The organism is Halobacillus aidingensis, from assembly GCF_900104185.1.
GTDB lineage: Bacteria > Bacillota > Bacilli > Bacillales > Halobacillaceae > Halobacillus > Halobacillus aidingensis.
Window position 1 is genome coordinate 288,030 of the sequence record NZ_FNIZ01000001.1, and the last position, 13,672, is coordinate 301,701.

Annotated in this window: 15 protein-coding genes; 4 read left to right on the plus strand and 11 right to left on the minus strand. The window is 44.1% G+C overall.

From position 1 onward, the window contains the following. Positions 1 to 187 precede the first annotated feature (187 nt). Together BLS23_RS01300 and BLS23_RS01305 are read left to right on the plus strand one after the other, a co-directional pair. Complete coding sequence (locus BLS23_RS01300; RefSeq protein ID WP_374189693.1) at positions 188 to 1,861, plus strand: peptide ABC transporter substrate-binding protein; 1,674 nt, start codon at positions 188 to 190, stop codon at positions 1,859 to 1,861. A gap of 120 nt (positions 1,862 to 1,981) precedes the next feature. Then, complete coding sequence (locus BLS23_RS01305) at positions 1,982 to 2,611, plus strand: YczE/YyaS/YitT family protein (RefSeq protein WP_089650704.1); 630 nt, start codon at positions 1,982 to 1,984, stop codon at positions 2,609 to 2,611. A gap of 178 nt (positions 2,612 to 2,789) precedes the next feature. Here BLS23_RS01305 and hmpA read toward each other — a convergent pair whose 3' ends face one another. Next, positions 2,790 to 4,010, minus strand: coding sequence for an NO-inducible flavohemoprotein (gene hmpA / locus BLS23_RS01310; protein ID WP_244157020.1), 1,221 nt, complete (start codon positions 4,008 to 4,010; stop codon positions 2,790 to 2,792). Positions 4,011 to 4,193: 183 nt separating this feature from the next. On the opposite strand from hmpA, the gene BLS23_RS01315 reads away from it, so the two are divergent. Continuing rightward, positions 4,194 to 4,631, plus strand: a complete 438-nt coding sequence (locus BLS23_RS01315; RefSeq protein WP_089650705.1) for an Rrf2 family transcriptional regulator — start codon at positions 4,194 to 4,196, stop codon at positions 4,629 to 4,631. An 872-nt stretch (positions 4,632 to 5,503) separates the two neighbouring features. Here the strand turns inward: BLS23_RS01315 and rpsR are convergent. The 7 genes from rpsR to BLS23_RS01350 form a co-directional block, all read right to left on the minus strand. Beyond that, complete coding sequence (rpsR, locus tag BLS23_RS01320; protein ID WP_089650706.1) at positions 5,504 to 5,731, minus strand: 30S ribosomal protein S18; 228 nt, start codon at positions 5,729 to 5,731, stop codon at positions 5,504 to 5,506. A 21-nt stretch (positions 5,732 to 5,752) separates the two neighbouring features. Beyond that, positions 5,753 to 6,247 (minus strand): single-stranded DNA-binding protein, encoded by a 495-nt coding sequence (ssb, locus tag BLS23_RS01325; RefSeq protein WP_089650707.1) that lies wholly within the window; start codon positions 6,245 to 6,247, stop codon positions 5,753 to 5,755. Between the two features lie 12 nt (positions 6,248 to 6,259). Continuing rightward, entirely contained in the window at positions 6,260 to 6,553 is a 294-nt protein-coding gene (rpsF, locus tag BLS23_RS01330) for a 30S ribosomal protein S6 (RefSeq protein WP_089650708.1), read from the minus strand. 138 nt (positions 6,554 to 6,691) lie between these two features. After that, on the minus strand, positions 6,692 to 7,789 hold the full coding sequence (ychF, locus tag BLS23_RS01335; RefSeq protein ID WP_089650709.1) for a redox-regulated ATPase YchF: 1,098 nt from the start codon (positions 7,787 to 7,789) through the stop codon (positions 6,692 to 6,694). Between the two features lie 504 nt (positions 7,790 to 8,293). Beyond that, positions 8,294 to 8,488: a DUF951 domain-containing protein gene (locus BLS23_RS01340; protein WP_089650710.1), complete on the minus strand. Its 195-nt coding sequence runs from the start codon at positions 8,486 to 8,488 to the stop codon at positions 8,294 to 8,296. Further along, entirely contained in the window at positions 8,488 to 9,414 is a 927-nt protein-coding gene (locus tag BLS23_RS01345) for a mechanosensitive ion channel family protein (protein WP_089650711.1), read from the minus strand. The genes BLS23_RS01340 and BLS23_RS01345 overlap by 1 nt, the downstream gene beginning before the upstream one ends. Positions 9,415 to 9,466: 52 nt before the next feature. Beyond that, the gene (locus tag BLS23_RS01350) at positions 9,467 to 10,486 is read right to left on the minus strand and encodes a YkvI family membrane protein (RefSeq protein ID WP_089650712.1); all 1,020 of its coding nucleotides are present in this window, start codon (positions 10,484 to 10,486) and stop codon (positions 9,467 to 9,469) included. Between the two features lie 89 nt (positions 10,487 to 10,575). On the opposite strand from BLS23_RS01350, the gene yyaC reads away from it, so the two are divergent. Continuing rightward, positions 10,576 to 11,202, plus strand: coding sequence for a spore protease YyaC (gene yyaC, locus BLS23_RS01355; RefSeq protein ID WP_089650713.1), 627 nt, complete (start codon positions 10,576 to 10,578; stop codon positions 11,200 to 11,202). Positions 11,203 to 11,205: 3 nt separating this feature from the next. Here yyaC and BLS23_RS01360 read toward each other — a convergent pair whose 3' ends face one another. The 3 genes from BLS23_RS01360 to BLS23_RS01370 form a co-directional block, all read right to left on the minus strand. Further along, positions 11,206 to 11,910, minus strand: a complete 705-nt coding sequence (locus BLS23_RS01360; RefSeq protein ID WP_089650714.1) for a DUF554 domain-containing protein — start codon at positions 11,908 to 11,910, stop codon at positions 11,206 to 11,208. A 106-nt stretch (positions 11,911 to 12,016) separates the two neighbouring features. Continuing rightward, complete coding sequence (locus BLS23_RS01365) at positions 12,017 to 12,865, minus strand: ParB/RepB/Spo0J family partition protein (RefSeq protein ID WP_089650715.1); 849 nt, start codon at positions 12,863 to 12,865, stop codon at positions 12,017 to 12,019. Further along, positions 12,846 to 13,619 carry a ParA family protein gene (locus BLS23_RS01370; protein WP_089650716.1) on the minus strand — a complete coding sequence of 258 codons (774 nt, stop codon included), beginning with the start codon at positions 13,617 to 13,619 and terminating at the stop codon, positions 12,846 to 12,848. Before BLS23_RS01370 ends, BLS23_RS01365 begins: the two co-directional genes overlap by 20 nt. Positions 13,620 to 13,672: the final 53 nt, after the last annotated feature.

The following is a 13,672-nucleotide window of genomic DNA, read 5'->3' on the forward strand; positions in this document are numbered from 1 at the left end:
ATCCTATCAAAGAAAGAACCATTGTCAATTAAATTAGAATATTCTGTTCAACGACATTTTTTTCTTATTTTTATCGAATAAAGGACTTTGATTTTTTTCTTTTTTATCTGTATAATTCAAAAAGTAATTATTTTTAGAAAATTAAAAATAGGGGGAATTCACTTTGAGAAAGCATCTATTGGTGTTAATGGCACTGATGTTCGCACTGTTCCTTGCAGCTTGTAGCGGGGGAGACAGCGAAACATCAACAGACACAGGTGAAGAAAACACGGATGAAACATCTGAAGAAACAACTGAACAGTCAGACGAGGGAGAAGCTTCCGGAAATCAAGAAATTACCGTAACAGCGAAAAGTGAGATCCCTAGCATGGATCCATCTCTAATCACCGATTCGGTCGGTTTCCAGTGGGCTGGGGAAACTTATGAAGGGCTATACCGCCTGGATGAGAACAGCCAGCTTGTAGATGGAATGGCAGAAAGCTCCGAAGTGAGTGAAGACGGCCTGACATGGACATTTAAATTGCGTGATGCGGAATGGTCCAACGGTGACCCTGTCACAGCACACGACTTCGTATATGCATGGAGAAGAGCTGTCGACCCAGAGGTTGGCTCTGAGTACGGCCCTTACTTCCTTGGAGGCATCATTAAAAATGCCCAAGCCATCAGTGATGGTGAAGCAGAACTTGAAGATCTGGGCGCTACAGCAAAAGATGATAAAACCCTTGTCGTAGAACTTGAAAAGCCTGTCCCATACTTCAAGTCTATGACGGTATTCATTACATTCATGCCGTTGAACCAGAAGTATGTAGAAGAACAGGGCGACAAATTTGCTACAGAAGCTGAATATACAATTTCTAACGGGCCATTCCAAATGACGGAATGGAATCACGGCGAAGGCTGGACCGTTGAGAAAAGTGATACGTACTGGGATGCTGACACCGTTCAATTAGAAACGATTAATGCAAAAGTAATTAAAGAAGTTTCCACTGGTGTCAACCTTTATGATACTGGTGAAATCGATCAGACGGAATTGAACGCTGAATTCGTGGACCAGTACCGCACGAGCGACGCTTTCAATGTTGCTGAAAAACCATACTTATACTTCTTCAAGTTCAACCAGGAGAATAACGAAGCTCTTGCGAATGCAGACATTCGTAAAGCGATTTCCTACGCGATTGACCGTCAGTCACTCGTTGACGTCATTTTGAACGATGGATCTGTACCAGCAGAAGGCTATGTTCCATCCAACTTTGTTTCTATGCCGGACAGTGATCAGGACTTCCGTGAAGCTCAAGGTCCGTTGGTAGAATATAACGTTGAAAAAGCAAAAGAACATTGGCAGAAAGGCCTGGAAGCACTAGGTACCGATTCTGTTGAAATCGAACTGCTTGGTGATGATACAGGGACTTCCAAAGACGTTCTTGCCTACTATAAGAACCAACTGGAAGAAAACCTTGAAGGCGTAACCATCAACTTGATGGAAGTACCATTTAAAGAACGTGTCCGCCGTGACAACGAAGGCGAATTCGAAATGGAAGCTGCTACATGGGGTCCAGACTATGTTGACCCGAACACATACTTGAACATGTACCTTACAGATGGTCAGAACAACAACATGGGCTACTCCAGCGAAGAGTATGACGCGTTGATTGAAAAAGCGAACGGCGAGTATGCCCAAGAACCTGAAAAACGTTATGAAACATTCTTGGAAGCTGAAAGACTGCTTCTAGAAGAAGATCAAGCGGTAGCACCAATCTATCAGGATGCAAAAGCTCAACTTTTCCGTCCTTCGATCAAAGGTGTCTTCACCACAGCAACAGGCCCGGAATTTGAATTTAAATGGGCTTATGTAGAAGAGTAAAGAATCTAAAAACGACAGGGACTTTTCCCTGTCGTTTTTTTACATTCATAGTCTTGAAATTTCCCGTCTATTCGCGATATAGTCTCTTAAGGTATGAAAAAACGAAAGGGGCGGATGGACATGAAGCGCATCTATATGAGGACGATGTATTATACGGTAGGCATTATCATCATGACACTTGGCATCGCCTTGACCATCCAGTCTGCACAAGGTACGTCTCCATTTGATGCCCTTCTCGTCGGTCTGCACCGGACGTTCGGTCTGACAATCGGAAGTTGGGAGATCGTTGTCGGTTTCAGTATGATCGTATTCAATGCTATTGCTGAAAAAAGACGACCAGAGCTCCTTGCTTTGGCGACATCTCTTTTAACTGGAATCGGCATCGATTTTTGGGTCTTTACCATCCGCGATACGATCCATCCAGATGTGTTTTGGACGCAGATGATCTGCTTGGTTGTTGGAATGGTCATTGCAGGTTTCGGTATTGCGCTTAACCTTCAAGCAGACTTCGCCCCGAACCCATTCGACCGGATGATGCTCGTTGTCAGTAAACTCACGGGCTGGAACGTGTCCATCTCAAGGGCGCTCATCAGTATTCTCCTGGTTATTCTCGCCTTTCTCTTCAGCGGGGCGATTGGCATTGGCACTGTACTGATCACCCTGTTCAGCGGACCAGTCATTCAAGGTTTCATGGCGCAAATCAATAAATTTGATCAGCGCCTGCAGCCCGTTGCCCCTTCCTGTTCATAAAAAACCCATGCCCCTAGAGACAAGAGAATGCATGATTAACTCATCTGGATGAAGGTGAATTTTCCTTTCAGTGGAGGGTTGCTTATGTCACGAAAGTAGGAACAATGTGAGTGTAGCCCTTCAGAATCATGTATCCAAACAAAAAGAGACGGAATCAAATTGTGATTCCGTCTCTTTTTTATAACTCTCCTTGAGGTCCAAAAAATTCATAATGAATACGGTCTTCAGGAATTCCCCAACGATTCAGCATGCCATAAACAGCCTTCATGAACCCTTCCGGTCCGCAAAAATAAAATTCTGCTTCTTCAGGAGCAATTGTCTTCAACCAATCAAGTGTAATATAACCTTCTGATTTGTGCAGTCCTTTCAACAAGTCATTCTCCTCAGGCTTTTCATATATGAGGTGGGCCGTACCTGGTTTTGACTCTTCAATTTCCTCTTTAAAAGCGTGCACACGTCCGTTTCTTGCAGCATGGATGAAATGAACCTGACGATTCGGCTGAGCTTTCTGTGCGTACTTCCACATGCTCATCAAAGGTGTGAGCCCTACACCTCCACTAATCAAAACAAGTGGACGTTCGGTATGGGTATCTAGATAAAAGTCTCCCGCTGGGGCACTGACAGGAATGGAATCCCCAGCTTCAACCTGATCATGCAACCAGGAAGAAACCATACCGTCAGGGTGATTCAAGAGTCCTCGTTCTTTTTTAACACTAGTTCTGTAGTATGATTTTCCCGGGGCATCAGAAAGACTGTACTGTCTAAGGTGCGTATAGGTTTCTCCTGGGATTTCTGCCTTGATGGTTAAATATTGGCCGGGTTTGTAAGTAGGTAATGCTTTTCCGTCTTTTGGTTCCAAATAGAAAGAAGTGATTTCCTCACTCTCTTTAACCTTATCCACCACATCAAATAAGCGGTACCCGATCCAGCCGCCTTTTTGCTGTTCTGCTTCCTGGTACAACTCTTTTTCCACTCCAATAAAAGCATCAGCAATGACTCCGTAAGCTTTCCCCCATGCCTCAATAATGTCATCGGTGGCTGCATCCCCAAGGACCTCTTTAATGGCTTTTAACAAGTATTCTCCTACGATCGGGTAATGTTCAGGTTTCACATTTAAACTACGGTGCTTTTCTGCAATTTGTTTAACACGCGGAACAATGACCTCGAGTTGATCAATGTATTGGGCAGCCGCATAAACCGTATTGGCAAGCGCCTTTGGCTGATCCCCGACCCGCTGGTGTGTCTGGTTAAAAATATTTTTCAACTCTGGATGATCTTCAAACATCCGTTTGTAAAAGTGACGCGTAATCGCTTCTCCATGTTCTGCTAATACAGGAACGGTTGATTTAATCGTCTTTGTTGTCTGTTGATCGAGAATTTCAGTCGCCTTCGTAGACATACTTAAAAACCCCTTTTATTAATTGATGTATTTTATATACATCTTTATTATAAGGAGTCCTTCCTCGCAAAAGCAATATTTAAAATACATCTTTTGTGACAGAAAACAAAACATTGCTTAATTAAGACAGCCAGGGCAGTTTATGATAAGATAATAAAAAAACAAGAATGAGGGTTAAAATAGATGCGTCTCAAGAAATACACCGATTACGCTTTGAGAGTCCTGATTTTCACTGCATCGAAACGAGATGGCGAACTTGCGAATAAAAAGGAGATTTCCGAGGTTTTTCACATCTCCGAAAACCATTTAGGAAAAATCATCCACGAGTTGAATAAACTAGAGCTGATCGAAACTCTCCGGGGACGTTCTGGCGGCATCCGTCTGGCGAAGGAACCAGCAGACATCAATATAGGAAGCGTTGTCCGCGCCATGGAAGACGACTTCCACTTGCTCGAATGCTTTGACTGCGCCACCAACTACTGCGTCATCACCCCGGCATGTAAGCTGAAAGGCGTCCTTCACGAAGCCTTACGAGCCTTTCTAACCGTCTTAGATAAATACACACTGGAAGACTTGCTGACGAACAAACAAGAGCTGAGAGCCTTAATGGGGCTGAAATAGAATAACAAAACACGGCTGACTCTCTGAATTCAGAGGAACAGCCGTGTTTTTTATGTAGCTGAAAAAGTGTTTATTGCGTAATAGCTCCCTATTGTGGAAGACTCAGTTTCGAGATAACCGGGGTTCGTTTGCCGTATTAGGAGTCAGAGGTTGTTGGGAAGCTACTCGCTTTCCTGTGGGGGGAGTGGCGAGCTTCCTCGGGCTAAAGCCCTGCGGGATCTCGCCTATCTCCTTTCTCCCACGGGAGTCTCGCAGCTTCCCAACAACCCCATTCGATGCATGTGAGAAACGAACCCCTTTACCACAATGGGGCGCCTACCACCCCCACTTATAAGTAGGCATAAAGCGCTCTATATCAAGTTTTCACATTCGAATTTACACTAGGGAGAGTATTATATTATCCACTTCGCTTGAGCATACCAGCAGAGTTTCCGAGAACTGATAGAAGTGGTTTCGAGAAACTCCCATGGTACAGTGGCGGAGGGGAATGGGGAGACTCCTAACTTAAGTGTGCAGGCGCCTCGATCAGCGGCGTATGGACTGGACTGAGCTGGCGGAGATAAAGGAAACACGAAGAACGGAGTGATTCGATGTTGACTTATCGTACAGAAGCGAGGGAAGTCTCACTAGCCGCTAGGCGCCGAAACCGGATATAGAAGAGGAAAAGAGTGCTAGGTGAGACCCCGCAAGACGGAGTCCGAGGAGGCTCAACGCGCTCCCGCGGAAAGCGAGTCATTCCCCGCAGCCCCATCCACTCAAAAAACATCTCGAAACTGAGTCTTCAAGAATCCTGCCATTTACATGAATAAAGATAACGATAAAAAACCCCTTGATGGCTCTAGTGAGTCATCAAGGGGTTTATGACGCTACTATTACTCAGTAGAGTAAGGAAGTAGGGCCATTGTACGAGCGCGTTTAATCGCTTTCGTCAATTTACGCTGATATTTTGCAGAAGTTCCAGTTACTCGACGAGGAAGAATTTTTCCACGGTCAGAGACGAAACGTTTCAACAAATCAACATCTTTAAAGTCGATGTGTGTGATTCCGTTAGCTGTGAAGAAACACACCTTTTTACGTTTTCCGCGTCCACGACGTGCCATGTAGCATTCACTCCTTCCTATTTAGAATGGTAAATCATCATCTGATATATCGATTGGTTCCCCATTATCTGCAAATGGGTCATCATTTCGTTGGTTGTTATTGCTGTTATTAGAACCGAAGTTGTTTCCTGATGGTTGTTGATTCTGATTTGGTTGGAATCCTGAACCTCCACGGTTACCCCCGCCTTGGGAAGCACCTTTGGACTCTAGGAACTGCACGCTATCTGCAACAACTTCTGTTACAAATACACGCTTACCTTCTTGGTTATCGAAGCTGCGGGACTGTAGGCGTCCGTCAACACCGACAAGACTACCTTTACTCATAAAGTTAGCCAAGTTCTCAGCCGCTCTTCTCCAAACGACACAGTTGATGAAATCGGCATCGCGATCTCCTGAGTTGTTGGAAAAAGGACGGTTTACGGCGATTGTAAAGTTGGCGACAGCTACTCCGTTTGGCGTATAGCGTAAATCAGGATCCTTCGTCAATCTGCCGGCTAATACGACACGATTTAACATCAGAACCACTCCTTATTTGTCATCTTCGCGTACAGCGATGTGGCGGATAATATCATCCGTGAACTTCGCTTGACGGTCGAATTCGTTGATTGCATCACGTGTACCTGTGAAATCAACTGTTACATAGATCCCATCACGGTAGTCGTTAATTTCGTAAGCAAGACGACGCTTGCCAACTTCTTTAACTTCTTCAATCTCCGCACCGTTATCTGTTAGGATTTTGCTGAAACGATCTTTGACAGATGTTTTCGCTTCCTCCTCGATGTCTGGGCGGATGATATACATGATTTCGTATTTTCTACTCATCCGTTTTCACCTCCTTATGGACTTGACGGCTCCTTTTCTATCAAAGGAGCAAGGAGTAATCTTCATTGAATTACTCACAATTTAGTATTGTATCATAGTTGTCCAAGATTTACAACCTTTTAACGGAAGGATCCTCGCTTATACGTTGAAACGGAAATGGATAACGTCGCCATCTTTCACTAAATATTCTTTACCTTCTAAACGGACACGACCACGATCGCGGGCTACAGCCATGGATCCTGCATCAACGAGATCATCATATGAGACCGTCTCCGCACGAATGAAACCACGTTCGAAGTCTGTGTGAATGATACCGGCTGCCTGTGGAGCGGTCATGCCTTCTTTGAATGTCCACGCACGGACTTCCTGCTCGCCAGCCGTAAAGTAAGTCGCCAGCCCAAGCAAGTTGTAAGTTGCTTTGATTAGTTGGTCAAGACCGGATTCTTCAATCCCGAGATCTTCAAGAAACTCTTCTTTTTCTTCGTTATCAAGCTCAGCGATTTCAGATTCGATTTTTGCACAAACCACGATAACTTCCGCGTTTTCTTTTGCTGCAAATTCGCGAATTTGTTTCACTCGATCGTTATCTGCTTCACCGATTTCATCTTCACTTACATTCGCCACATAGAGGATAGGCTTTGAAGTCAATAGATGAAGGCCTTTTACAATCTTTTCTTGATCGCTGCTGAATTCGACGGCACGGGCAGGGGTTTCTTCCTCCAATGCATCTTTCAGTTTTTCAAGTACTGCATACTCAGCCACTGCTTCCTTGTCCTTTTGACGTGCCATTTTTGCGACACGATCCATGCGCTTCGACACGGTTTCAAGGTCCGCCAAAATCAGTTCAAGGTTGATGGTTTCAATATCCGTAATCGGATCGACCTGACCGGATACGTGGGTGATATTTTCATCTTCAAATGCTCGTACCACGTGACAAATCGCATCCACTTGACGAATATGAGACAAGAACTGGTTTCCTAGTCCTTCCCCTTTACTCGCACCTTTGACGATTCCTGCGATATCCGTGAATTCAAAAGCTGTCGGTACAGTTTTCTTAGGGTTCACAAGCTCAGTCAACTTCTCTAGACGACTATCCGGAACTTCCACGATCCCGACGTTCGGATCAATTGTGGCGAACGGATAGTTGGCAGACAAAGCGCCTGCTTGTGTAATTGCGTTAAATAACGTAGATTTCCCCACGTTCGGTAAACCTACGATTCCTGCTGTTAGTGCCATATGAGACTTTCACTCCTTAAGGATTTACATACATGCATGTTAGTCCACTTAATTATAGATTCTGTACTTGAAAATAACAACCTATGCAAAAACGGGAAAGCTTCGGTTGTTTCTCCTAAAAAACTCCTTTTTCTACAGTAACAAATTCAATAATTATTGAAAAAGAGAGGGAGAAGGATCTTTTTATTTGGGTTTGCAAATATTTTTGTACAAACGAGTACCACGTATGAAAAACTAATGAAAGGGTACCGGGTACGCAATTCTCTAGTTCTGTACCTGGTACCAACAAGTATTCCGTGAGTACCAGGTTTCCTGTTCAAAATTTCACAATTACACGTTAGTTGTGCCACATGTCCATGCCTACTATCATTTTGGTGCCAGGCACTAAAGACGAAAATCAGGTGCCTGGCACCGACAAATCAGAAACATGTACCAGACTTTATGTTCATAATTTCACATGAATTCGCATAAAAAGCCCCCCTCTGAATACAGAAGGGGAGAGGATCATTCGCTTGTTTCAAGAACCTTTTTCATCTTTGTTTCGAATTTTTTGCGAGGAACGAGCACGCTGTGGCCGCAACCCTCACATTTAATTCGGATGTCCGCACCCATACGGATGATCTTCCAACGATTTTCTCCGCAGGGGTGAGGTTTTTTCATCTGAACAATATCATTCAACTCATAGGATTTATCAGCCATCAGGAAACTCCTCCTTTTTCTCCGTAATCGACGGGTTCGTTCGGCTCTTCGTCACGTGAATACATCACCATACGAGGGAATGGAATCTCGATTCCTTCCGCATCCAGTCTGTTCTTCACTTCTTTGCGGATCACCCGGGCCATTGCCCAGTGCTCCATCGGATTCACTTCACAAATGATACGCATGACGACATCCGACGCTCCGAGTGTCTGCACGCCAAGCAGTTCAGGGACATTCAGCATCGATTCATAGCGTTCCGGCATTTCTTTCAATAATTCCTGAATCACTTTTTCAGCGGCTTCGATGTCTTCCTCATAAGCAATACTTACATCAACAACTGCAATACTGTTATGGATGGAAAAGTTCGTCACCTGAGTGACATTCCCGTTAGGAAGGATATGAACCTCGCCTGTCCATGCCTTCACTTTCGTCGTTCGGAGACCGACTTCCTCAACAAAACCCTCAACGCCAGAAGTCTGAATATAATCCCCGACAGAGAATTGATCTTCAAAGATGATGAAGAAACCAGAAATGATATCACGGACAAGGTTCTGCGCCCCGAAACCGATGGCAAGACCTGCCACACCAGCCCCGGCAAGTAAAGCGCCGACTTCAAAATTGAACGTTTCAAGAATCATGATGAAGGCCATAAAGTACACAACATAAGACATTGTGTTCAAAACCAATTTATTCAGCGTGGCTTCTCTTCTTTCGGTAATCCGAAAAGGTCCGCGCCTTTTGTTAGCAAAAAACTGGGTGATGATTCTCCTTCCAATTCGAATGATCAAAAAGGAGACCAACAAAATGAGAACAATCCTCAGCGCACCAAATCCAACGGTAATCCATAGATCCGGACCTGTCACATAGTCGACGATCTCGTCCCATCTTGTTTTTGCATCATCTACCGCCTGTTTAGCATCGGTCACCGCTTTCCCTCCTGTTTCCGTCTATGAATATGACATCTATTTTAACAGGTTTCTAGCGAATTTTGAATCGGGAAAGAATCGGGTATAAAAGAAGAGAAACTAAAACATACAGGTTCAGGATGCCGTATAACGGATACAAGTATTCAATGAGTGTTGAGAATCCGAATGATGTAAAAGGAAGCATCACAGCGATGACAGCCATTGCAAGAATCCAGAGGGGTTGTCTCACATATTCCCTGAATCTCGTCACAAGTCCAAGCGTCCCCGAGGCTGCTGTTGTAAAGATCGCGATCCACAGCATGACCGACATGAAGATCATCATTTCATACGGATAATGTTTTAAAATCGCGAAAAGGGGGATTTCATATAAAATGATATCTTCCGAGATTTGGATCAGGCTGTTGTTATAAAGGTAAGAAACCGCCCCAAGAATAACCCCGCTACCAATACTTGCAATCCAGATTTCCCCTTTGTTTCGAACCTGGTTACCGATGGCCCCGAGGACAGCGATCAGTGGAAGGATATTCAACGCCGTAAATGGAAAAGCGGACATCCAGTTGCTCATCTCATGAACATGTCCAAAAAGAGACAGCTGCTGATCCCTGATAAACAAAATCAAAACGAACAGAAGCCCCGATATGAGCAGCGGAAGAACAAAGCTGTTCACGATGACGATCCCTTTCACATCCCAAACGAACAAAAGAATCAGAGGAATGACAATCGCCAGGACACCAATTCGATAGGAAAAATTGAATGCCTGCCACGTTGCGCCGCTTCCTGCCAGCATGATGACGGTCGTTGTAAAAAGATAAATGATAATCATCCAGTCATAGACGCCGGTCAGGTGTTTACCGACAACTGCCCGTAGAACAGGTAAATAGTGCCCGGTCTGTTTTTTGAAACTGATATCCAGTATGGCTTTACAAGAAAAGATAAACATGAGAGAGAACAAGAGAATCGCCAAGCTGCTATCATGTCCAAAAAACTGCCAAAGTTCTCTTCCAGAAGCATATCCGGCACCAATCATTGTCCCTATGATTAAGAACATCCACTTGAACCCTGCTTTTAACATGACCGTTCCTCCACATCTATGTATTTGTCACGTATAGAACCGCGGACAACCTTATATACTGTTACTACTATGTGTCTGGAGGAGAAGCTATGAATTTCAAGGACAAGTTTTCAAAAGAAGAGAAACGCGTAAACACCGACGATCCAGCCATGAGCGATTTGTTGAGCACTTACTTGCAAGAATGGCTTCCACCTTCCAAAGATATCGTAATCGCCTGTATTGGCACCGACAGATCCACAGGAGATTCCTTCGGGCCTTTGGTCGGTTCGATGCTCCATGACCATGCATTAAAAACGTTCCATATATATGGAACACTTGAGGACCCTTTGCATGCGTTGAATCTGAAGGAGCGATTAGCTGAAATCAGGAGAAACCATCCGAGTCCTTATATTCTTGCGATTGATGCATGCCTTGGAAAATCATCATCAGTCGGATCTGTCGTGCTTGGAAAAGGTTCGTTAAACCCGGGCTCGGCATTAAAAAAAGACCTTCCGCCTGTAGGTCAACTACACATTAGCGGAATGGTCAATGTCAGTGGGTTTATGGAGCATGTGGTCTTACAGAATACAAGACTGCATGTCGTGATGCAGATGGCAGCAAAAGTAGCGGCAGCCATCCAATTGACAGAAGCGAAAAGAAAGCAGGTTCATATGGAAACGAAGCCTTTCCACACCTTTACAACCTCTTCTACAAACTTTAAAAAGAGCATTCAGTGACGCTTAAAACCACTCGGATATCGTTAAAATGATGCCGACCGTTAATAAGGCTGGGAGTAAATTCGCGACACGTATTTTGGTCAATTTCAACAAATTCAGGCCGATCGCTACGATCATCAATCCGCCTGTGGCCGTCATTTCAATTATAAATAGGTCAAGCATATGTTGGGGGATCCAGTTATTGATTTGTGTCGCTAAAAGGGCAATGGATCCTTCATAAAGAACGACAGGAATAATGGAAAAAATCACGCCGATGCCAAGCGTGGAGGTCAATACCAAAGAAACGAAACCATCAATAATCGCTTTTGTAATCAGCACTTCATGATCATTACGCAGTCCGCTGTCAAGCGCACCGATGACGGCGAGAGCACCGATGACGAAAATGAGCGAAGCGGTAATAAAACCTTGAGCAACGCTTGAAGTTTGGTTGGGCTTTGTAAATTTCCTTTCAATCCAGCGACCGATGTATTCAAGCTTGTCTTCCAGATGGATCGCTTCACCGATGACCGCACCAGAAAGCAAACTGAGCAGAACAATGACGATGTTTTCCGTTTCCAGCGCCATTTGGAGACCGATTAAAAGAACGACAAGCCCCACACCGCTCATGACCGTTTCTTTGAACCGCTCCGGAATTTTAGTAAAAAAAAGACCTAACAATGTACCGACGAATATACACAAACCGTTAACTAATGCTCCAAATAAAACCATCGCACTCTCTCCATTACCTTTTCTTTTTCTTGAATTCTCCAAGGGGAACAAAAATGAATTGTTTCATAAAAAAGAAAGAACCAGAGATCTCTCACATCTCCAGCTTTCACTCTTTATCTGCAAACAAATCGATAATCCGTTCTAAATCTTCATTGTTCGTGAACTCGATTTCAATTTTCCCTTTCCGTTTTCCTTTATGAATTTTCACTCCTGTCCCCAGGCGTTCTTTCAAATTCTCCTCACGTTCCTGCAAAAAAATATCCCGAGGTTTCTTGTCTTTCTTTTTCGAAGGCCGGTTCGTCATGTCATGAATCAACCTTTCCACCTGACGAACATTGAGGGCTTCTGCTTCAATTTTCTTCACCAATTCCAGTTGTAAATCTTGTTCCTTCACACCTAACAAAGCACGTCCATGCCCCATGGAAAGGGCGCCTTCATTGATTTTATCTGTCACCGCTTTAGGCAAAGCTAAGAGGCGGATAAGGTTGGCGATATGAGAACGGCTTTTCCCTAAGCGTTTGGATAGCTCATCCTGGGTGACACCAAGATCTTCAATCAGTTGTTCGTAAGACTTTGCTTCTTCGATAGGGGAGAGGTCTTCTCTCTGTAAATTCTCAAGCAAAGCAATCTCCATCATTTGTTCATCTGTCATTTCCCTGGAAATAGCAGGCACATGAGTAAGACCGGCTTTTTGAGCTGCACGAAAACGACGCTCCCCGACAACAATTTCATATCCTTTGATGCTCTTCCTGACAATCAAAGGTTGCAAGATACCGTGTTCTGCAATGGACTGTTTCAACTCTTCCAATGCTTCTTGTTCAAACTGTTTGCGGGGTTGATAAGGGTTTGGACGACAGTCTTTAATCGCTACGTGTTGAATCTCTTCTGTCGATGTCTGGTTGTTGAAAAAAGCGCCTAAAGCCTGTTGGCCTTTGCTACCTAACCCTTTCGCCATTCACAATCACTTCCTTTGCTAAATCTAAATATACTTCCGCGCCTCGTGATTTGGCATCATAAAGAATCGCTGGTCTGCCGTGACTGGGCGCTTCGCTTAAACGCACATTCCGAGGGATAATCGATCGGTAAACACGATCACGAAAGTATTTCTTCACTTCCTCTATAACTTGGATGCCGAGATTTGTGCGCGCATCAAGCATCGTCATTAGTACACCTTCAATCATCAAATCATTGTTCATATGCTTCTGGACGAGACGTACTGTATTTAAAAGTTGGCTCAAGCCTTCCAGGGCGTAATATTCACATTGTACAGGAATTAAAACGGAATCAGAGGCGGTTAAAGCATTCAAGGTTAAAAGTCCGAGAGAAGGGGGGCAGTCGATAATAATATAATCATAATCACTTTTGATTTCATCCAATGCTTTTTTTAACTTTACTTCCCGGGAAATAATCGGGACCAATTCTATTTCCGCTCCAGCCAATTGAATCGTTGCAGGAATGGTGTCAAGGTTACTTACAATCGTACTCGTCTTGACATCAGCCGCTTTCACATCATCAACGAGAACGTCATAGACGCACCGATCCATATCTCCTTTTTCCACACCAATTCCACTGGTCGCATTCCCTTGGGGATCAATATCCACCAAAAGGGCTTTATAATTCAAATGCGCAAGACATGCACTTAAATTGACGGCCGTTGTTGTTTTGCCGACCCCGCCTTTCTGATTGGCGATTGAAATCACTTTTCCCATGATGTCACCTGCCTCACTATCTTTTTTATCATTCTACCATTTTATTGAAAGCA

Coding starts and splice junctions, on each gene's coding strand:
- BLS23_RS01340 (WP_089650710.1), bottom strand. CDS start 8,488: ATGGCTGATAAATCCTATGAGTTGAATGATATTGTTCAGATGAAAAAA.
- BLS23_RS01365 (WP_089650715.1), bottom strand. CDS start 12,865: ATGGCGAAAGGGTTAGGTAGCAAAGGCCAACAGGCTTTAGGCGCTTTT.
- BLS23_RS01305 (WP_089650704.1), top strand. CDS start 1,982: ATGAAGCGCATCTATATGAGGACGATGTATTATACGGTAGGCATTATC.
- rpsF (WP_089650708.1), bottom strand. CDS start 6,553: ATGAGTAGAAAATACGAAATCATGTATATCATCCGCCCAGACATCGAG.
- BLS23_RS01300 (WP_374189693.1), top strand. CDS start 188: ATGGCACTGATGTTCGCACTGTTCCTTGCAGCTTGTAGCGGGGGAGAC.
- hmpA (WP_244157020.1), bottom strand. CDS start 4,010: ATGTCTACGAAGGCGACTGAAATTCTCGATCAACAGACAACAAAGACG.
- BLS23_RS01360 (WP_089650714.1), bottom strand. CDS start 11,910: ATGGTTTTATTTGGAGCATTAGTTAACGGTTTGTGTATATTCGTCGGT.
- BLS23_RS01370 (WP_089650716.1), bottom strand. CDS start 13,619: ATGGGAAAAGTGATTTCAATCGCCAATCAGAAAGGCGGGGTCGGCAAA.
- BLS23_RS01350 (WP_089650712.1), bottom strand. CDS start 10,486: ATGTTAAAAGCAGGGTTCAAGTGGATGTTCTTAATCATAGGGACAATG.
- ychF (WP_089650709.1), bottom strand. CDS start 7,789: ATGGCACTAACAGCAGGAATCGTAGGTTTACCGAACGTGGGGAAATCT.
- yyaC (WP_089650713.1), top strand. CDS start 10,576: ATGAATTTCAAGGACAAGTTTTCAAAAGAAGAGAAACGCGTAAACACC.
- BLS23_RS01315 (WP_089650705.1), top strand. CDS start 4,194: ATGCGTCTCAAGAAATACACCGATTACGCTTTGAGAGTCCTGATTTTC.
- ssb (WP_089650707.1), bottom strand. CDS start 6,247: ATGTTAAATCGTGTCGTATTAGCCGGCAGATTGACGAAGGATCCTGAT.
- rpsR (WP_089650706.1), bottom strand. CDS start 5,731: ATGGCACGTCGTGGACGCGGAAAACGTAAAAAGGTGTGTTTCTTCACA.